The organism is Streptomyces sp. NBC_00224, assembly GCF_041435195.1.
Classification (GTDB): domain Bacteria; phylum Actinomycetota; class Actinomycetes; order Streptomycetales; family Streptomycetaceae; genus Streptomyces.
Genome location: NZ_CP108106.1, coordinates 5,922,167 through 5,942,261 on the forward strand (window position 1 = coordinate 5,922,167; position 20,095 = coordinate 5,942,261).

A 20,095-nucleotide genomic window follows, 5' to 3' on the forward strand; every position below is an offset into this window, starting at 1 on the left:
TCGGCATGCCGCACCGCCCCTTCACCCCCGCACGCGCCGCCATCGAGCTGGCGCTGATCGGCGTGACCGGGCTCTGCGTAGCCGACATTCACTGTTGCTGACGCCCGCTCGCGCGCAGTTTTCTTTCACTTGCGCCCGGGTACTTCCGTCTTTGCTCATCCGCGCGGGCGCAGCACTCCCTCTTGTTCGAAGACCATGACGTCGTCATGGGCCGAGACGGGCGCCCGTGTCCCCTTTGCCCTGTACGTGCAGTCACCGAGAGGTCTTCATTCCGATGCGTCAGATGTCCGGAAACGTCGCAAGAGCGGCAGCGATAGCCGTGGTTCTCGCCGTGGGCGCCGTCGCCTGCGGCCCCGATGACAGTGGCGCCAAGAACGCCGGCGGCAGCTCGGACGCCAAGCCCCAGAAGGGCGGCACGCTCTCCGTCCTCAACAACGAGCCGCAGACCGACTTCGACCCGGCGCGGCTCTACACCTCCGGCGGCGGAAACGTTCCGTCCCTGGTCTTCCGTACGCTCACCACGCGCAACCGCGAGGCCGGCGCCGAGGGCACCAAGGTCGTCCCCGACCTCGCCACCGACACGGGCAAGCCCAACGCCGACGCCACGGTGTGGACGTACACCCTCAAGGACGGCCTCAAGTACGAGGACGGCACGCCGATCACGACGGCCGACATCAAGTACGGCATCGAGCGGTCCTTCGCGGCCGAGCTCTCCGGCGGCGCGCCCTACCTGCGCGACTGGCTGGTCGGCGGCGCCGACTACCAGGGTCCCTACAAGGACGGCGGCAAGGGCCTCGCCTCGATCGAGACGCCCGACGCCAAGACCATCGTCTTCCACCTGAACAAGCCCGAGGGCGAGTTCCCGTACCTGGCGACCCAGACCCAGTTCGCGCCGGTCCCCAAGGCCAAGGACAAGGGCACCAAGTACGAGGAGCACCCGGTCTCGTCCGGCCCGTACAAGGTCGTCAAGAACGAGAACGACGGCGAGCACCTCGTCCTGGAGCGCAACCCCAACTGGTCCGAGGCCACCGACGCCGAGCGCAAGGCGTACCCGGACAGCATCGACGTGCGCTCCGGCCTCGACGCCTCCGTCATCAACCAGCGGCTCTCCGCCTCCCAGGGGCCGGACTCGGCCGCCGTCACCACCGACACCAACCTCGGCCCGGCCGAGCTCTCCAAGGTCGGCGGTGACAAGGCGCTCGCCGCGCGCGTGGGCACCGGCCACTTCGGCTACACCAACTACATCGGCTTCAACCCCAAGGTGAAGCCGTTCGACGACCCGAAGGTGCGCCAGGCCATCGCGTACGCGGTCGACCGCAGCTCGGCCGTCAACGCGGTCGGCGGCTCCTCGCTCGCCGAGCCCGCCACCACCTTCCTGCCCAACCAGAAGGCGTTCGGCTACACCCAGTTCGACCACTTCCCGGCCGGTGACTCGGGCAACGCCGCCAAGGCCAAGGAGCTCCTGAAGGAGGCGGGCCACGCGGACGGCCTCACCGTCACGCTCACCCACTCCAACGCCAAGGGCGGCCCCAAGGGCCCCGAGGTCGCCACCGCGCTCCAGGACGCCCTGAAGAAGGCCGGGTTCACGGTCAAGCTCCAGGGCCTGGAGGCCAACGACTACAACGACACCATCCAGAGCGTCAGCAAGGAGCCCGGCTTCTTCCTGCGCGGCTGGGGTGCCGACTGGCCGTCCGGCGGCCCGTTCCTCGCGCCGATCTTCGACGGCCGCCAGATCGTCAAGGACGGCGCCAACTTCAACACCGGCTTCCTGGACGACCCGTCGGTCAACAAGGAGGTCGACGAGATCAACAAGCTGACCGACCTGGCGGCGGCCGCGCCGCGCTGGGGCGCCCTCGACAAGAAGATCGGTGAGCAGGCCGTCGTGGTCCCGCTCTTCCACCCGGTCTACAAGCGACTGGTCGGCAAGGACATCAAGAACGTCGTCATCAGCGACTGGACCGGTGTGCTCGACATCTCCCAGGTCGCGGTCAAGTAGCCATGAGTGAGGCCTTGTTGGCCTCGGAGACGGGAGCGGCCCGGGTGGCCGCTCCCGCTTCGGGGGCCCGTCAGTTCTGGCAACGGCTGCGCGCCCAGCGCGCGGTGACCGTCGCCGCCGTCGTCTTCGCGCTGCTCGTGCTCGTCGCGCTCACCGCGCCGCTGCTCACCGCCCTGGAGGGGCAGGACCCCAACACCTTCCACCCGGGCCTGGTGGACTCGGCGGCCGGCGGGGTGCCCAAGGGCTCCTTCGGCGGGATCAGCGGCGACCACTGGCTCGGCGTGGAGCCCCAGACCGGCCGCGACCTGTTCGCACGGCTCGTCTACGGGGCCCGGGTGTCGCTCGGCGTCGCCTTCATCGCCACCCTGGTGCAGGTGTTCATCGGGGTCGCCCTCGGGCTGTCCGCCGCGCTCGGCGGGCGCTGGGCCGACCAGGTCATCAGCCGGTTCACCGATGTGGTGGTGGCGCTGCCGCTGCTCGTCATCAGCCTCGGCCTGATCGCGATCGTGCCCGACTCCGTGCCGCGCCCGGTGCTGATCACCTTCGTCATCGCGGTGGTCGGCTGGTCCGGCACGTCCAAGATCGTGCGGTCCTCCGCGCTCAGCCTCAAGTCCCTCGACTACGTGTCGGCGGCCCGGCTCAGCGGCTGGGGCAGGCTCGCGGTCGCCCGGCGCGAGCTGCTGCCCGCGCTGGCCGCGCCCGTCATCACGTACGGCGTGCTCCTCGTCCCCGCCAACGTCTCCATCGAGGCGGCGCTCTCGTTCCTCGGCGTCGGCATCAAGCCGCCCACCCCGTCGTGGGGGCAGATGCTCACCGAGGCCAACACCTGGTACCAGTCGGCGCCCACCTATCTGCTGCTGCCCGCGGGCTTCCTGTTCGTGACGGTCCTCTCCCTCACCGTCGTCGGCGAGGGAGTGCGCACCGCGCTCGACCCCCGCGCCGCCTCCCGGCTCAAGGTCGGCGTCAAGTCCCGCAAGGACGCCAAGTCCCGTAAGGAGGCCTCGAAGTGACGGGCTTTCTGCTGCGGCGGCTCGGCGGCGCGGTCTTCGTGCTGCTCGCCCTCTCCGTCGTCGTCTACCTCGTCTTCTACGCCGCTCCCGGCAACGTCGCCCAGATCGTCTGCGGCGAGCGCTGCTCCCCGGCCCAGGTGGCCCAGGTGCACGACCGCCTCCAGCTCGGCGACCCGATCCACGTCCAGTACTGGCACTTCCTCCAGGGGCTCTTCGCCGGCCGCGACTTCTCCTCCGGCATCGGCGTCGTCCACTGCGACGCGCCCTGCCTGGGCCTGTCCTACCGCCAGGACTCGCCGGTCACCGACATCCTCCTGAACAAGCTGCCCGTCACCGGCTCGCTGGTGATCGGCGCGTTCGTGCTGTGGATCCTGCTCGGCGTCGGCACCGGGCTGCTCTCCGCGTGGAAGCGCGGCGGCGCGATCGAGCGGACGCTGACCGGGCTCACCCTGATCGGCTTCTCCACCCCGGTCTTCGTGATCGGCCTGGTGCTGATCATCGTCTTCTGCTCGACGCTCGGCTGGCTGCCGTTCCCGCAGTACACGCCGTTCTCGGACAACCCCGAGCAGTGGCTCTGGGGGCTGCTGCTGCCGTGGATCTCGCTGGCGCTGATCGAGAGCGCCAAGTACGCGCGCCTGGTGCGCAGCTCGATGCTGGAGACCCTCGCCGAGGACCATGTGCGCACCTTCCGGGCGTACGGACTCACCGAGCGGGCCATCGTCGGCAAGCACGCCCTGCGCGGCGCGGTCGCCCCGGTCATCGCGCTGAGCGCGCTGGACGCGGGCTCCATGTTCGGCGGCGCCGTGCTCACCGAGTCGCTCTTCGGTATCCAGGGCATCGGCAAGCTCCTGGTGGACTCGGTCCGCCAGGTCGACCTGCCCGTCGTGGTCGGCGTCGTCATGACGACCGGTTTCTTCGTCGTACTGGCCAATGCCCTCGCGGACGCGCTGTACGCGGTGGCGGACCGACGGGTGGTGCTGCAGTGACCGAGGTTACGACTGAGGCTCTGGTGGAGGTCGCCGACCTGGGCATCTCCTTCGGCGAGACCCGGGCCGTGGACGGGCTCTCCTTCACCCTGGCGCCCGGCGCCGCGCTCGGCGTGGTCGGCGAGTCCGGCTCCGGCAAGAGCGCGTCCGCGTACGCCCTGCTCGGCCTGCACCGGGGCACCGGCGCGCTGGTCGAGGGGACCGTCCGGGTCGCGGGCACCGATGTGCAGCAGGCGTCCGACGCCGAACTGCGGCGGCTGCGCGGGGGAGTGGCGGCGATGGTCTTCCAGGACCCGCTCTCCTCCCTCGACCCGTACTACGCCATCGGCGACCAGATCGCCGAGGTCTACCGGGTGCACCGGGGCGGCTCCAAGCGGGCGGCACGCGCGCGTGCCGTCGAGGTGCTCGACCGCGTCGGCATCCCGGACGCGGCCCGCAAGGCGCGCTCGCGCCCGCACGAGTTCTCCGGCGGCATGCGCCAGCGCGCGCTCATCGCGATGGCGCTGGCCTGCGAGCCGAAGCTCCTCATCGCGGACGAGCCGACCACCGCCCTCGACGTCACCGTCCAGGCCCAGATCCTCGACCTGCTGCACGGGCTGCGCCAGGAGACCGGGATGGGGCTGCTGCTCGTCACCCACGACGTGGGCGTCGCGGCGGAGAGCGTCGACGACGTCCTGGTGATGCGCCAGGGGCGCGCGGTGGAGCGCGGGCCCGTACGGGACGTGCTCGGGGCGCCGAAGGCCGCGTACACCAAGGAGCTGCTGTCGGCGGTGCCTCGGCTGGACACGGCGAAGCCGGGCGCCCAGGCCACCGGCGAGCCGCTGCTCGAAGCCCGTGACCTGCGCAAGGTCTTCGGGCGCGGCAAGTCCTCGTTCACCGCCGTGGACGGCGTCTCGCTCACCGTGCGGCGCGGCGAGACGCTCGGCGTCGTCGGCGAGAGCGGCAGCGGCAAGACGACGCTGGGCCGGATGCTGGTGGGCCTGCTCGACACCACGTCCGGCACGATCCGCCGCGACGGCACAGCCGTCCAGATGGTCTTCCAGGACCCGGTCGCCTCCCTCAACCCGAGGCGCTCGATCGGCGAGTCGGTGGCGGACCCGCTGCGGGCCTCCGGCGTACGGGACGAGAAGCGCATCCGCGCGCGCGTGGGTGAACTCCTGGAGCGGGTCGGCCTCGACCCGGACCGCTACGACCGCTACCCGCACGAGTTCAGCGGCGGCCAGCGCCAGCGCGTCGGCATCGCCCGCGCGCTCGCCGCCGAGCCGCAGCTGATCGTCTGCGACGAGCCGGTGTCCGCGCTCGACGTGACCACCCAGGCCCACGTCACCGCACTCCTCGCGGAGCTGCAGCGCGAGCTCGGCCTCGGGCTCGTCTTCATCGCGCACGACCTCGCCGTCGTACGGCAGGTCAGCGACCGGGTCGCGGTGATGCGCCGGGGCCGGATCGTGGAGGAGGGCGCGGTGGACGAGGTGTACGGATCGCCCAAGGACCCGTACACCCGGCAGCTGCTCGCCGCCGTGCCGACCGTGGACCCGGTGCTCGCCGCGGTGCGTCGCGCCGCCCGCAAGGAGCTGCGCGAGCAGCTCCGGGAGCAGGCGCACGGGGCCGACCGTGATGAGGTGGCCGCAGCCTGACGCTCCGTTACTCTCCCGCCCCGTAGCGCGACGGAACGCGACCGGGGAGGGAAAGTTACGTGCATTCACCCCTTCCGGTGGCGCGATGGACAACCGTCCATCGCGCCACCGTCGTATCCGCTTACGTTCATCCCGCTGCGAGTCGCCGTTGCAACGGCGGCCGCCCACCAGGGAGATCGGGGGTGCGTACATGCGGATCGGACTGCTCACCGACGGCGGGTATCCGTACACGACCGGCGAGTCCAGGCTGTGGTGCGACCGGCTCGTGCGCGGGCTCGCGCGGCACGAGTTCGACATATACGCCCTGAGCCGCACAGCGGCCCAGGAAGAGCGCGGCTGGGTGGCCCTGCCGCCGCAGGTCCGCCGGGTGCGCACGGCCCCGCTGTGGGCCCCGCAGGAGTGGGCGCACTCCCGCACGAGCGCGCAGCCGCCCCGCCGTCTCGGCCGCCGCGAGCGGCACCGCTTCGCCACCTGCTTCCGCGAACTGGCCGGAGCGATCTGCATGGCGGGGCCGGGCGGCGCGGACGGCGGGAGCGCGTCTTCGGGACCGGACGCGGTGGGGCGCGCGCGGAACGGGGCGCCCGGCAGGGAAGGGCTGTTGAGAGGGGTGCCCGGGCAGCGGCCGGGCGGGAGCGCAGGCCGCGCCTCGGACCCGGACGGCCTGACCATCACCGACCTGACCGTCTCCTTCGACGCCCTCGCCCTGGGCGCGAAGGTGGTCGTCGGCACGGGTACCATGGGCGGGGCGCCGGTTGTCGGTGCCGCTGCCACCGGCGGGTCGTCGCGGTTCGCGGAGGCGCTGTACGGGCTGGCCGACCTCGCCCACGAGTGCGGCGGGGTGTCCGCCGCGCTGCGCTCCGAGACGGCCGTGCGCGTACTGGAGGCCGCCTGCCGCACCCCCGGCGCGAGCCGCGCGGTGCAGGCCGCGCGCGTCCCCGACTACCTGGCCTTCGCCGACCTGCTGGAGCGCGCCCTGCGCCCCCTCTCGCTCGACTGGTACGACGCGGCGGGCCTCGGCGACGTCGACCTCTGCCATGCGGCCGGAGGCGGCTCCGCCGCCCTCCCGGGACTGCTGGCCAAACGCTTCTTCGGAGTTCCGCTGCTCGTCACCGAGTACGGGGTGCAGCTGCGCGCGCAGTACCTCGCGGCGGGCGGCGCACGCGTCCCGGTGCGGGCGCTGATGGCCGCGTTCCACCGGCGGCTCGCCGCCGAGGTGTACGAGCGGGCCGCGCTCATCACCCCCGGCAACACCCACACCCGCCGCTGGCAGGAGAAGTGCGGCGCCGACCGCGCCAAGCTGCGCACGGTGTACCCGGGCATGGCCGCCGACCGCTTCCAGACGGTCGGCGAGGACACGAGCGCGGGCGACCCCACCACGCTGGTCTGGGTCGGCCGCATCGACCCGACCAAGGACCTCATCGCCCTGCTCCACGCCTTCGCGGAGGTCCGCCGCGCGGAGCCGGACGCCCGGCTGCGGATCTTCTACGCGGGCCAGGCATCCGGGGCCGCACCGGGCACGCAGTCCCACGGGCCGGGACCGGGCCTGTACGGCGACGCGCCGGACGGGGGGCGCGGCGGGGGTGCGGTCGGCGGGTACGGGGCCGGGCGGGCCCGGCGGGCCGGGCGGGACTTCGTGGGTGACGGTGGCGGATCCGGGCACGGCGGTGGCGCTCGCGGGTGCGGCTCGGCGGGGGGCGGCTCGGCCGGGTTCGGTGGGACGGTTTTCGGCGGTGCTTTCGGCGGCGGTGCCTACGGGTTCGGCGCGGCCGGGCGGGGCTCGGCCGGGTATGACGGCGCGGGCCACGGGGTCGGCGCGGGCCGTTCCGGCGGGTCGGGCGGTTCGGACTACGGGTCCGGGTCGGGCCTCGGGGCCGGTTCGGGGTACGGAGAGGGATCGTCCTACGGGGTCGGACCGTCGTACGGCGCCGGATCCGCGTACGGGGTCGACGGCCCGGCATACGGGGTCGGCCAGGGGTATGAGACCGGCCCGGCGTATGGGGCCGGGCCTGGTCACGGGGCCGGCCCGGGATACGCGGGCGGCTCCGGCCACGGGGGCGGGGCCCACGGATTCGGCGCTCCCGCCTCCCCCCTGTCGCCCGAGTCCGCCGCCTACCTCGCCCACTGCCGCGGCCTCGCGGCCCAGCTCTTCCCCGACGAGGCCGTGGACGCGCACGCGGTCGGGGACAACCCGGTCTCCTTCGAGGAGATCGGCGGCCCCGGCGCGCCGGAGCTGGCCGACGCGTACGCCAGCGGCAGCGTCGTCGTGCTCTCCAGCGTCGTCGAGGGCTTCCCGGTCAGCCTCGTCGAGGCGATGTTCTGCGGCCGGGCCACGGTCTCCACGGACGCGGGCGCGGTGGTCGAGGTCATCGGCGGCACGGGGCTCGTGGTGCCGCCGCGCAACCCGCGCGCCCTGGCCGACGCGTGCGTGGCGCTGCTGCGCGACCCCGAACGCCGCGAACGGCTCGGCGCCGCCGCCCGTGCCCGCGCGCTCGAACTCTTCACGGTCGAGCAGAACCTCGCGGCATTTCGCGGCATTTACCTGGAGCTGATGTCCCACTGCCCGGTGCGCCGGGAGACCGTGGACGAGAGCGGCGCCCCGGTGCCGTTCGCCCACCCGGCCGAGGCTCACGTCCCGGGCAGCTGGGCGGCCCTGGCCGCCCCGTCCAAGGCCGCCGGGTACGCCCCGAGCTGGGCGGACGTGGGTGCGCACGGCGGCGGGGCGAGGAGTACGGGGACGGCCCGCGCGACCGGCCGGGCCACGGATCCGGACCCGGTCGGCGCGACAGGGGCCGACCCCGGTGTCGCCGCCGGTTCCGGCCACTCCACAACTGGGCACTCCGGCCCCTCCCGTACCGCGCCCGGACACTCGTCCCCGACCCCCTCGGACCCGAGCGGCCCCGGCCCGACCCCGCCCGACATCGGCCGCTCCGGCTCCGCCCACTCCGAGGAGGCGACACGATGACCCGCCCCCCGACGACCCGGCCGACGGACGGCCCCGCCGACAACGACGTCCCGCGCGCCCCCGAGAGCGCGGGCGCCTGGGACATCCGCTCGGAGGCCCTACTGGCCGACCCGACCCCCAAGCGCCCCACAGGCGTACGAGGCCAGCGCCTCCCGGCCCCGAGGGTCAACTCGACCCCGCTGGGGGGCGGTTCGGCGGGCGCGGCGAGTGCAACGGGCGCGGCGGCCACGACGGGCGCGGCGAGCGCAATGGGAGCGGCGGGCACCGCACGTACGGGGGCCGACGCCGCTAACTCCCCCCGCCCTGCGACCGGTTCGCCCTGGGAGACCCCGGCGTCCGGGGAGGGCCGGGCACGTCAAGGTGGCCCGACCACCCAGGACGACTCGCAGCCCCTCGCGGCCCAAGAGCCCCCCGCGGCCCAAGAGCCCACCGAGGCCGAGGAGTCCGCCGCACCCCGGAGGTCCGCGGCCCCGGACCAACCTCCCGCGTCCGCCCCCCGCCCCCGCCCCCGTCGAGGCCCCGCGGACCCGGTCAAGGCGCTCATGCACCGGCACCGGGAACTGTGCGAGCGGGCCGTCGACCCGCTGGAGATCGCCGCCGGGCTCGAAGCGCACGGGGTGACCGACCGGACCGCCGCCCGCTTCCGGCACCGGGACGTGTTCTCGCTCGCCGAGGAGCTCTACGCGCGCGTGCCGCGTGGCACCGAACCGCCGCGCCACGACCTGGGGCCCGCACCCGAGCCGGCCGGGCGGGTGTTCCGGGTGCTGCGCGCGCTGCTGCCGGGCGCGCTGTGCGCCCTCACCGTGACGGCGAGCCGGCTCACCGTCGGCGGGGCGCGGCTCGCCGTGATCGCCGCCGGGGCCGCCGCCGTCGGCGCCGCCCTCGCGTACGCCGTCCGGCGCGGCCCCCTGCGGACCGGCCGCGGCGCCGGGGTGCCGTGGGCGCTCTGGCTCGCCGCCTACGCCGTGGCGGGCAACGGCCTCCTGGACGCGCTGGTCGCGGGCGGCCCGGACGGCGGCCCCGGTGGCCCCGGCGGCTGGGGCGCCGACCCGGCGGCCGCGGTCGGCCTCACCCTGGCCGTCGCCCCCGCCACCTGGTGCGCCCGCCTCTTCGCCGTACGTGCCCGGCGCGGCCTCGCCACCAGCCGCGGCCTGGAGGAGTTCGCCGGCCGCTCCCGCCCGCTCCTGCTCGGCGCGGTCGCCCTGTTCCTGGCCGTCCTCGCCGCGGTCCTGCTGACCGGCCGACTCGCGTACGGGCACGGCTCGTTCGCGTCCGCCGCCGCACCCGGCGCGCTGCTCTTCCTGGCGCGGCTGCTGGCCCTGCACGGCTTCGCACCGGCCGCCGCCGCCGGGCTGCGAGCGGCGGCCTGCGCCGAGGCGGCCGCCCTCGCCCTGGTGCTCGCCGGCCGCCTGCCGGGCTGCGGCGTCCTCGCCCGCCCGGTGACCACCGTCGTCGAGGCGGGCGGCGCGGGCGCCGTCCCGGCCGCCGTCTGCGGCGCCGTCGCCCTCGCCCTGCTCGCCCGGGCCACCGCGGTCCTTGCCCGCGCCTCGGCCCACTCCGCACGCCCATCGACCCCCGAACAGCACTACACGCATTGACGCGCACTGATGCCCGAAGGAGAACGAGACACATGACCGCCCTGCCCCCGGCCTCCTGCCGACCGCACGGAAAGGCCGTGCGATGAGGGTGCTACTGCTCGGTGCCAACGGATATCTGGGCCGTTTCGTCGCCGACCGCCTGCTCGCCGACCCGGCAGTCCAGCTCACCGCGCTCGGGCGCGGCGACGACGCCGACGTACGGTTCGACCTCGCCTCCGGCAGCCCGGGAGCCCTGACCCGCTTCCTGGACGCCGTCCACCCCGGGGTCGTCATCAACTGCGCCGGCGCCACCCGCGGCGGCGCCCGCGAACTGACCCGGCACAACACGGTCGCCGTCGCCACCGTCTGCGAGGCCCTGCGCCGCAGCGGCTGCGGGGCCCGCCTGGTCCAGCTCGGCTGCGCCTCCGAATACGGGCCCTCCCAGCCGGGGTCCTCCACCGCCGAGGACGCCGTGCCGCGCCCCGGCGGCCCGTACGGCGTGAGCAAGCTCGCCGGGACCGAACTGGTCCTCGGCTCGGGCCTGGACGCCATCGTGCTGCGGGTCTTCTCGCCGGTCGGGCCGGGCACTCCCGCCGGATCCCCGCTCGGCCGTCTCGCCGAGGCGATGCGCCGGGCCATGCAGTCCGGCGACGGCGAACTCAAACTCGCCGGGCTCGGGGTGCAGCGCGACTTCGTGGACGTCCGCGACGTGGCCCGCGCCGTGCACGCCGCCTCCCTCTCGGCCGCCCAGGGCGTCGTCAACATCGGGACGGGCCGCTCGGTGAAGCTGCGTGACGCGGCCGCCGTCCTCGCCCGGGTCGCCGGGTACGGCGGCGCGCTGCACGAACTGGACGCCGGGCCGGGCCTGCGGCCGGGAGTCATCGGCGCCCCCCGCCCGTCCGCCGACGCCGTCCTGGAGCATCTGTCAGCCCCCCAGGCCCCGTACCCCGACGGCTGTGGCAGCTGGCAGCAGGCCGACGTCCGCACCGCGCGCGACCGGCTCGGCTGGCGGCCCCGGATCAACCTGGAGGAGTCCCTGGCCGACATCTGGATGGAGGCGGCGTGCCGCATCTGACCACCACCGGCGCCCCGCGCGCGGCGACCTCGGGACGGCTCGGGTTCGGCGTCCCCGGCTGCGCGCACCCCCTGGTCGCCCCGGTCGAGTGGGCCGAGCTGACCCGCCCCGGCACCCCGCTGCACTGGGCGGTCCTGAACGTCGCCGACGGCCCGGGCACCCGGCCCGACCCGCACTGCCTGGAGGCCGCCGGAAAGCTGCGCAACGCGGGCATCCGCGTCCTGGGCCACCTCGACACCGCGTACGGGACCCGCTCCTTCGGCGAGCAGATCTCCGACGCGCACCGGTTCCTCGACTGGTACCGCGTCGACGGCTTCCTCCTGGACCGATGTCCCACGGACCGGGACGCGCTGCCGGAGGTGCGGCGCACGGTGTCGACCCTGCGGGCCCTGCGCGAGGGCGCCCACCTGGTCCTCGGCCAGGGCGCCCACCCGTACCCGGGCTACGCGGAGGCCGCCGACCAACTGGTCACCTTCACCGGCCCGTGGAGCGAGTACCGGTGGTCGCAAGTGGCCGAGTGGACCGCCGACTACCCGGAGGAGCGCTTCTGCCACTTCGTCCACGGGGTGCCCCGCGCCCACCTCGACGAGGCCCTGCGGATCGCCCGCTGGCAGGGCGCGGGCACGATCTACTTCACCGATCGCGGCGACGACGGGGGACAAATGAACCCATTCGAGACACTGCCCGGCTACTGGGACGAAATCGTCTCGCGTATCGGACCGGGTATCTCGGAATGAGAAGCGGCGTGGCAGTGTTGCGGAGAGAACAACCGTACTGACATACCGACCGACTGCGTAATAGAGGTTCACGTGTCGCTGCCACCCTTGGTAGAGCCGGCTGCCGAGCTCACCGTCGACGAGGTCCGCAGGTACTCGCGCCACCTGATCATTCCCGATGTCGGGATGGACGGGCAGAAGCGGCTGAAGAACGCCAAGGTGCTCTGTGTGGGCGCCGGCGGCCTCGGCTCGCCGGCCCTGATGTACCTGGCCGCCGCCGGTGTCGGCACGCTCGGCATCGTCGAGTTCGACGAGGTCGACGAGTCGAACCTGCAGCGCCAGATCATCCACAGCCAGGCCGACATCGGCCGCTCCAAGGCCGAGTCCGCCAAGGACTCGGTCCTGGGGATCAACCCGTACGTGAACGTGGTCCTGCACGAAGAGCGGCTCGAAGCCGAGAACGTGATGGACATCTTCAGCCAGTACGACCTGATCGTCGACGGCACGGACAACTTCGCCACCCGGTACCTCGTCAACGACGCGTGCGTGCTGCTCGACAAGCCGTACGTGTGGGGCTCGATCTACCGGTTCGACGGCCAGGCCTCGGTCTTCTGGTCCGAGTACGGGCCCTGCTACCGCTGCCTCTACCCGGAGCCCCCGCCGCCGGGCATGGTCCCCTCCTGCGCCGAGGGCGGCGTCCTGGGCGTGCTCTGCGCGTCCATCGGCTCCATCCAGGTCACCGAGGCGATCAAGGTCCTCGCGGGCGTCGGCGAACCGCTGGTCGGCCGTCTGATGATCTACGACGCCCTGGAGATGCAGTACCGCCAGGTGAAGGTCCGCAAGGACCCGAACTGCGCGATCTGCGGCGAGAACCCGACCGTCACCGAGCTCATCGACTACGAGGCCTTCTGCGGCGTCGTGTCCGAGGAGGCCCAGGAGGCGGCGCTCGGCTCGACGATCACTCCCCGCCAGCTCAAGGAGTGGATCGACGCCGACGAGAAGATCGAGATCATCGACGTCCGCGAGCCGAACGAGTACGAGATCGTCTCCATCCCGGGCGCCAAGCTGATCCCGAAGAACGAGTTCCTGATGGGCAACGCCCTCCAGGACCTGCCGCAGGACAAGCGCATCGTGCTGCACTGCAAGACGGGCGTCCGCTCGGCCGAGGTGCTCGCGGTCCTGAAGTCCGCGGGCTTCGCGGACGCGGTCCACGTCGGCGGCGGCGTGATCGGCTGGGTCCACCAGATCGAGCCGGAGAAGCCCGTCTACTGATACCGGTTCCGGGCCGTAGGACATTTGTCCTGCGGGACCCGGGACGGTCATCTCTGCCGTGGTCGGTGCCCCCTGAGCGAAGCTCTCTCTTGTCAGCGAGAGAGCGCACGCGAAGGGGGCACTGTGATGAGCACGGTGGCAATCGAGAACCAGGTCCGCACCGCCGCAACCGGGACCACGGCGCAGGACGGAGCCACGGCGCAGGACGGGACCACGGCGCAGCCGGAGATCAAGGGCCTGCCCAACTGGTACTTCCCGCTGGTCGGTTGCTTCGCCGGGGTCTTCGACATCGCCCGCGCGTACCCGGTGGTCTACTGGCTGATCCCGGTCGTGGCCGCGCTGAACATCGCCCTCACGCTCACCGTCCTCCGCGCCCGGATGCGCTACATGAGGGCGCTCTGGAAGAACAAGCGCACCCGGCTGCTCGCCCTCGGCCTGCTCGGCATCCGCTTCGCGGTCCGCTTCGGCCTGAGCTTCGCGGGTCTCGCGATGGGCGCGGCGGGCGGCAGCCTCGTCGTCGGAATCGTGATGGCGGTCCTTGCCACGGCGATGGCCTGGGGCGACCAGTGGCTGATCCTGCGCACCCTCAAGCGCGCCCACGCCTGACGGCCGCCCGGCCGGACCGCGGCCCGGCCGCGCCCGGTCCGCTAGGACGAGCAGACGGTCCCGTTCGCCGGGACCTTGCCCTCCAGCAGATACGCGTCGACGGTCCGCATCACACAGGTGTTGCCCTTGGTGTACGCGCCGTGTCCCTCGCCCTTGTTGGTCAGCAGCACCCCCACTCCCGCGCCCAGCTTGTCCGCCATCCTCCTCGCGCCCTCGTACGGGGTCGCCGGGTCGCCGGTGGTGCCCACCACCAGCACCGGGCCCGCCCCCGGGGCGCTCGCCTCCGGCACGTCCCGCTCGCCCGGCACCGGCCAGTTCGCACACCAGCCGGCCGTGTCCCAGGCCAGGAACTCCCCGAAGACCGGCGATATCTTCCGGAACTCCGGCAGCAGCGCCTTCGCCTGTGCGGCGGTCGGCCGGGCCTTGCTGTCGTCGCAGGAGATCGCCCGCTGAGAGTGGCTCTGCGTCCCGTAACGGCCGCTCTTGGAGCGGTCGTTGTAGGAGTCGGCCATCGCGAGCAGCAGATTGCCGGTGCCGCGCTCCTGAGCCTCCGTGAGCGCCTGGGTGAGGTAGGGCCAGCTCTCCTTCGAGTACAGCGGCATGACGATGCCGGTCAGTGCGAGGCTCTGGTTGAGCCCCCGCCCGCCCGCCGTGGGCAGCGGCCGCTCGTCGAGCCGCGACAGGAGTTTCGCGATCCGCTCGGTGCCCGTCTTCGGGTCCTGGCCGGTCGACTTCAAGTAGTCGTCGAGCGCCCGCTGGAAGCCGGTGGCCTGGTTCCGGGCGTGGCCCACCGTGTCGGCGGTCGGGTCGACCACCGCGTCCAGGACGGTCCGCCCCACGTTGTGCGGGAACAAGTGGGCGTAGGTGCCGCCCAGTTCGGTTCCGTACGATATTCCGAAGTAGTTGAGCTTCGCGTCGCCGAGGACCTGGCGGAGCAGGTCCATGTCCCGGGCCGCGTTGCTCGTCCCCACATACGGCAGGACCTTCTTGGAGCGGCGTTCGCAGCCCGCGCCGAAGTCGGCGCCGTCCTTGAGGAAGGCCGCCTCCTCGGCCGGGGTGTCCGGGGTGGCGTCGATCCGCCGCTCGGCGTCCGCCTGTTCCTTGTCGTCGCGGCACACCACGCCGGAGCTCTTGGCGACGCCGCGCGGGTCGAAACCGACGAGGTCGTAGCGGGAGTTGAGGGAGCGGAAGGTGTCCGCGGCCCGCGGCAGGATCTCGACGCCCGAGCCGCCGGGGCCGCCGAAGTTGAAGAGCAGCGAGCCGATCCGCTTGTCCTTGTCGCGTGCCTGCTTGCGCACGAGCGCGACGGAGATGGTGTCACCGGCCGGTTTCGCGTAGTCCAGCGGCACCTTGACCTCGGCGCACTGCCACCCCGAGCTCTGGCACGAACTCCAGCGCGGCCGCTGCCCGGTGAGCGCGTCCGGAAGCGCCCGCGCCTTGTCGTCCGTGCTCCGCGTCGGCGCGGCCGAGGCCGTGCTCTTCGGCGGGGCGGTGGCGCCCGAGGCCTCCCCGCCGGAGTCGCAGCCCGCGAGCAACCCGCCCGCCAGCACGGCGACGACGGCCAGCGCCCCCGCCCGTACACGTACAAGACCGTTCATGGACGCCCCCCGCAGGCCGAGTCAATCAAGTCCAGTCATCGTAGGCGGGCCCACTGACAACGCCCCGCGAGCCCGCCCCGGCACCGGCCCCGAGCCCCGCCCGGCGCGGGTCCGGGAGCTCGCCCGGGCTACTGGCAGACCGTCCCGGCCGCCGGGGCCCTGCCGTCCAGCAGATACGTGTTCACCGCGTCCTGCACGCACTTGCTGCCGCTGTTGTACGCCCCGTGCCCCTGCCCCTTGTACGTCAGCTCCACCCCCACGCCCGGCCCGAGCTTCTCCGCCATGTGCCTGGCGCCCTCGTACGGCGTGGCCGGGTCGCCGGTGTTGCCGACGACCACGATCGGCGCCGCGCCCGGTGCGCTCACGTCGGGGGTGCTCCACTGGCCGGGCACGGACCAGGCGGTGCAGCCCAGCAGACCCCAGCCGAGGAAGTCGCCGAAAACGGGGGACGCCTTGCGGAACTCGGGCAGCTTGGCCTTCGTTTGGTCCAGTGAGTAACGATCCTTGAAATCAGCACAGTTGATGGCGGTGTTGGCCGCCTGGATGTTGCTGTAAGTACCATCCTTGGCCCGGCCGTTCATCGCGTCGGACAGGGCGAGCAGGAGGGCGCCGCTCCCGCCCTCCGCCTCGTCCACGCCCTGCTCAAGGAGCTGCCAGTACTCCTTGGAGTACAGGGCCTGGGCGATGCCGTTGGTCGCCTCGGTCTGCGTCAGCATGCGGGTGCCGCTGCCGGGGATGGGCTGCTTGTCGAGGCCGGTGAGGAGCTTGACGATGCCGGCCTCGACCTCCTTCGGGTTCGATCCGGCCAGCTGGCACCGGTCGCCCCGGTCCACGCAGTCCTGGGCGAAGTTGTCGAGGGCGAGCTGGAAGCCCTTGGCCTGCCCGAGCGCGCCCTGCTCGGCGGTGCTGGTGGGGTCGACGACGGCGTCGAAGACGGCCCGGCCGACGTTCTTGGGGAACAAGTGGGCGTATACCCCGCCCAGTTCGGTCCCGTAGGAGATGCCGAAGTAGTACAGCTTGTCGTCGCCCAGGACCTGGCGCATCAGGTCCATGTCGCGCGCGGCGCTGGTGGTGCCGACATGGGGAAGGACCCGCCCCGAGTTGGACTGGCAGGTCGCGGCGAACGACTTCATGTTGTCGGTGAGGGATTTCTCCTCGGCCGCGCCGTCCGGCGTGAAGTCCTGCGCGAAGTAGCGGTCGAGCTGGCTGTCGCTCTCGCACTCCACGGGTGCGCTGGAGCCGACCCCGCGCGGGTCGAAGCTCACCAGGTCGTAGCGGGCCCTGAGTTTCTCGTAGTCGCCCGCGGCGGCGGGCAGGGTGGTCACTCCGGAGCCGCCCGGGCCGCCGAAGTTGAAGATCAGCGACCCGATGCGCTTGTCCTTCTCGCGGGCCTCGGCCCGGATGAGCGCGAGCTCGACAGACCCGGCGTCGGGCTTGTCGTAGTCGAGGGGCACGCGCATGGTGGCGCACTTCCACTCGCCCCCGCCGGGCGGCGGCGAGGGCGCGTCCCCGCTCCCCTCCGCCGGGGAGGGCGCGCCGCACTTCTTCCAGTTCAGCTTCTGGGAGGCGAGCGCCGACGCCTTGGCCGGGGACGACTCCTTGGTCCCGCTGTCGGAGCACCCAGTGGCGGCGAGCAGTACGGCGGCGGTGACGGTGGCGAGAGAGGCGGCACGCAGGGCGGCGGAGTTCTCCATGCTCCCCATCGTGGGCCCGTCAGCCGGGACCCGCGCGAAACCGCAGGCCATGCGGGTGGCCGGGGCCTCCGCACGGGTCCGTCAGAGCTCGCCCCTGCGGGTCAGGTAGTTGAAGCACAGCCAGCCCGGCAGCACCGGAAGCCAGAAGGTGAGCAGCCGGTAGAGCAGCACGGCGGAGGCCGCCGTCTCGGCGGGCAGGCCCGCGATGGTCAGGGCCGTGGAGAGCGCCAGCTCGACCGCGCCGACACCGCCCGGCGTCGGGGCGGCCGATCCCAGTGCGTTGGCGGTGAGGAAGACCACCGCGACGCTCGCGTAGCTGAGGGTGTTGTCACCGGAGCCGAACGCCCGGATGGACGCGTCCAGACACATCACGAAGGTGCCCGTGATCAGCAGTATTCCGCCGAGGCCGGTGAGCAGCTTCTGGGGCCGCTGGAGCACGTCCAGCATGCGCGGCACCACTCCGGCGAACAGCGACCGGACCCGGGTGACCACGAACTTCCGCAGGAAGGGGATGGCGGTGACCACCAGGATCAGCACCGCCGCCGTGAGCAGACCCGCGATCACGGTCCGGGACGGCGACAGGTCCGGGGTCTTCTCGGTGCCCGTCACATAGCCGAAGACCAGCAGCAGCGAGATGTGCGAGGCGAGTCCGAAGAGCTGTGAGGCGCCCACACTCGCCACCGCGAGGCCGGGGCGGACCCCCGCGCGCTGGAGGAACCGGGTGTTCAGGGCGACACCGCCGACCGCCGCCGGGGCGACCAGCTTCACGAACGAGCCCGCGACCTGCGCGATCACGGCCCGTCCGAACGGCACCTTCTCCGGTACGAAGCCCAGCAGGCTCGCCGCCGCCGCCGGGTAGGAGAGCGCCGAGAAGAGCACGGCCGCCGCCACCCAGCCCCACTGCGCGTTCGCGACGAGATCGCCGAACTTGATGTGGGTGATCTGCACCAGCAGGTAGTACGCGGCGATGGCACCGGCGACGAACGTCAGCAGGGTCTTCACCTTGATGCGTTCCAGGCGCACCGGCTCCACCGGCGCCTGCGGGCGGATCAGCAGCACCTGGGCGCGGATCTGGGTGAGCAGATCGTCCTCGCGCGCGTTCTCCAGGGCCTCGTCGATGGCCTCCTTCTCGGCCTTCTTCTCGGCGCGCACGGCCTTGCTCTCGGCCCGTACGGCCTTGCGCTCCTCCCCGGCGGCAGACGGCTGCTCGGGGGCGCTCAGAACCTGTGTCTCGCGCTGTCTGGCCTCCGCCGCCTCGGCGGCCCGTGCCTCCTTGGCCGCGAGCGACGCCTCGATGACGGCCTCGCGCTCGCGCTGCGCCTGCTCGCGCGCCATGCGGCGCAGCGTCGCGCGCGTGGAGCGGCTCAGCGCGATCGGCTGGAGCAGCGGCAGGCTGTCGGCGACGGTGTCCGGGCCGAGCACGTCCACGGCGGCGGCCACCGCCCGTTCGGCGCCGACCCGCAGCCCCAGGGTGACCAGGAGCTGCGCGATGTCCATACGCAGGACCACATCGCCGGCCGCGATCTCGCCGCCGCGCAGATCCGTGAGGATGACCGTGCCGGAACGATCCACCAGGATCGCGTCCCCCGCGAGCCTGCGGTGGGCGATGCGCCGCGACTGGAGCGCGCGCACCTGCCGCCAGGCGCTGCGCATCAGATCGTCGGTGATCTCCTCGTCGGCCAGCGAGTCCAGGGAGCGCCCGCCGGTGTGCTCGTACACCAGCATCACGGCGTCAGGGCCGAGCTCGGAGGTGGCGATGAGCTTCGGCGCGTGCGCCCCGGCCGCGATCGCCGCGTACGCCAGCAGCGCCTCCTGCTCCAGGGCCTGGCGCAGCGACTGGATGGAGCGGCGGGTGGTGATGGAGCGCAGGGTCAGCCGCCGCCACACCCGGTAGAAGAAGCCCTGGGCCTGCTGTTCGCGGTCGACGACGGTGACGTCGAGCGGCGGCGCGTCCTCCAGGGTCACGAAGTAGCGGCGGCCCCGGTCGCCCTGCTCCATGGAGTCCGGGACGTCCTCGGCGCGCATCGCGGTGAGCGGCCGGAAGCCCACGTTGCGCAGCCCGGCGAGGAGGGTCTGGCCGGTGGGCCGGACGTTGGGCGACCCCACCGCGTACAGCGTCCCGTAGGCGACCGTCCAGCCGATCAGGACCGTGACGAGGATCGAGAAGGCGGTCGTCTGGCCGCCGACGAGCACGGCGAACGAGTTGAGCAGCAGGACCGCCCACAGGGCGACCCGCCAGCGCGGTCTGCGGGCCATGCCGACGGCCGTCATATAGGCGATGACCGGGGCGAGATAGCCGTGTACGGGGTCGGTGAGACCGCCCGTGCCGGACTGCTGGGTGAGCGCGCTGGTGATCGACTCGGGCGCCGACTTGGCCACCCAGAGATCGGTGGCGAGGGCGGCGCCGTGGGCGAGCACGGCCGCGAGCACACCGTCCGCGATGCGCAGCCCGTCGCGTTTGATCAGCCGCTCGATGGCGAAGGCGACCGGCAGGATCAGTACGGCGATGGAGGAGACCAGACCGGCCAGCCGGATCAGTACGTCCGGCGCCTGGTCCGAGCCCTTGCTGATGTCCTGCTCAAGGCCGGACGTGGTGTGGTGGGCGATGGCGGCGATGGTGAGCACGATCGCGATGGCCAGTACGCCGCTGATCAGCCGTACGAGGTCGGAGGGGCGGTGCACGCGCGCGGGGAGCAGCGGTTCGTCCACGGAGACGCGCTCGATGGCCCCCGAACCCTCACAGGCCTCGAAGCCGGACCCGCACTCCTTCTCCGCCGCCCCGCGCAGCGCGGAGGTGGCCGTGGCGCCGGAGGGGGGCACGGAGGAGGCTCTGGCGCCGGGCGCGGGGGAGCCGGACGGGGCCTCGGGCGCGGAGACGGCCTTCGCGCCGGAGGCGGGTACGTCGGACCGCGCCCCCGTCTCCGGGGTGCTGCCGGCCGCCGCTTCGGGTGGCTGCACGCCCCGCTCCT

The 20,095-nt window shown here is 73.0% G+C and carries 14 protein-coding genes; 11 read left to right on the forward strand and 3 right to left on the reverse strand.

Features of this window, described 5'->3' with window-relative positions; all coding sequences use genetic code 11:
• Nucleotides 1-5: 5 nt before the first annotated feature.
• The 11 genes from OG965_RS26555 to OG965_RS26605 all read left to right on the forward strand — a co-directional run bounded on the left by OG965_RS26555 (nucleotide 6) and on the right by OG965_RS26605 (nucleotide 13,834).
• A complete protein-coding gene (locus OG965_RS26555) occupies nucleotides 6-101 on the forward strand; it encodes an Ms4533A family Cys-rich leader peptide (RefSeq protein ID WP_324616262.1) in 96 nt (31 codons plus the stop codon).
• Nucleotides 102-274: 173 nt separating this feature from the next.
• Complete coding sequence (locus OG965_RS26560; RefSeq protein ID WP_371654566.1) at nucleotides 275-1,996, forward strand: ABC transporter substrate-binding protein; 1,722 nt, start codon at nucleotides 275-277, stop codon at nucleotides 1,994-1,996.
• A gap of 2 nt (nucleotides 1,997-1,998) precedes the next feature.
• Nucleotides 1,999-3,006 (forward strand): ABC transporter permease, encoded by a 1,008-nt coding sequence (locus OG965_RS26565; protein WP_371654567.1) that lies wholly within the window; start codon nucleotides 1,999-2,001, stop codon nucleotides 3,004-3,006.
• Nucleotides 3,003-3,992, forward strand: coding sequence for an ABC transporter permease (locus OG965_RS26570; RefSeq protein ID WP_371654568.1), 990 nt, complete (start codon nucleotides 3,003-3,005; stop codon nucleotides 3,990-3,992). The genes OG965_RS26565 and OG965_RS26570 overlap by 4 nt, the downstream gene beginning before the upstream one ends.
• Nucleotides 3,989-5,626 carry a dipeptide ABC transporter ATP-binding protein gene (locus OG965_RS26575; RefSeq protein ID WP_371654569.1) on the forward strand — a complete coding sequence of 546 codons (1,638 nt, stop codon included), beginning with the start codon at nucleotides 3,989-3,991 and terminating at the stop codon, nucleotides 5,624-5,626. The genes OG965_RS26570 and OG965_RS26575 overlap by 4 nt, the downstream gene beginning before the upstream one ends.
• 190 nt (nucleotides 5,627-5,816) lie before the next feature.
• Nucleotides 5,817-8,588: a DUF3492 domain-containing protein gene (locus OG965_RS26580; protein ID WP_371654570.1), complete on the forward strand. Its 2,772-nt coding sequence runs from the start codon at nucleotides 5,817-5,819 to the stop codon at nucleotides 8,586-8,588.
• On the forward strand, nucleotides 8,585-10,186 hold the full coding sequence (locus tag OG965_RS26585) for a hypothetical protein (RefSeq protein WP_371654571.1): 1,602 nt from the start codon (nucleotides 8,585-8,587) through the stop codon (nucleotides 10,184-10,186). The genes OG965_RS26580 and OG965_RS26585 overlap by 4 nt, the downstream gene beginning before the upstream one ends.
• An 82-nt stretch (nucleotides 10,187-10,268) precedes the next feature.
• A complete protein-coding gene (locus OG965_RS26590; RefSeq protein WP_371654572.1) occupies nucleotides 10,269-11,240 on the forward strand; it encodes an NAD-dependent epimerase/dehydratase family protein in 972 nt (323 codons plus the stop codon).
• Nucleotides 11,228-11,977, forward strand: coding sequence for a spherulation-specific family 4 protein (locus tag OG965_RS26595; protein ID WP_371654573.1), 750 nt, complete (start codon nucleotides 11,228-11,230; stop codon nucleotides 11,975-11,977). Before OG965_RS26590 ends, OG965_RS26595 begins: the two co-directional genes overlap by 13 nt.
• 72 nt (nucleotides 11,978-12,049) lie before the next feature.
• Nucleotides 12,050-13,228 (forward strand): adenylyltransferase/sulfurtransferase MoeZ, encoded by a 1,179-nt coding sequence (moeZ, locus tag OG965_RS26600; protein ID WP_371654574.1) that lies wholly within the window; start codon nucleotides 12,050-12,052, stop codon nucleotides 13,226-13,228.
• A gap of 126 nt (nucleotides 13,229-13,354) precedes the next feature.
• On the forward strand, nucleotides 13,355-13,834 hold the full coding sequence (locus OG965_RS26605) for a hypothetical protein (RefSeq protein ID WP_371654575.1): 480 nt from the start codon (nucleotides 13,355-13,357) through the stop codon (nucleotides 13,832-13,834).
• Between the two features lie 41 nt (nucleotides 13,835-13,875).
• Here the strand turns inward: OG965_RS26605 and OG965_RS26610 are convergent, their stop codons facing one another.
• From OG965_RS26610 to OG965_RS26620, 3 genes are all read right to left on the reverse strand, one after another.
• Nucleotides 13,876-15,432, reverse strand: a complete 1,557-nt coding sequence (locus tag OG965_RS26610; protein ID WP_371654576.1) for an alpha/beta hydrolase — start codon at nucleotides 15,430-15,432, stop codon at nucleotides 13,876-13,878.
• Nucleotides 15,433-15,560: 128 nt separating this feature from the next.
• Nucleotides 15,561-17,126, reverse strand: coding sequence for an alpha/beta hydrolase (locus OG965_RS26615; RefSeq protein ID WP_371654577.1), 1,566 nt, complete (start codon nucleotides 17,124-17,126; stop codon nucleotides 15,561-15,563).
• An 81-nt stretch (nucleotides 17,127-17,207) separates the two neighbouring features.
• On the reverse strand, nucleotides 17,208-20,084 hold the full coding sequence (locus OG965_RS26620) for a lysylphosphatidylglycerol synthase domain-containing protein (protein WP_371654578.1): 2,877 nt from the start codon (nucleotides 20,082-20,084) through the stop codon (nucleotides 17,208-17,210).
• Nucleotides 20,085-20,095 lie beyond the last annotated feature (11 nt).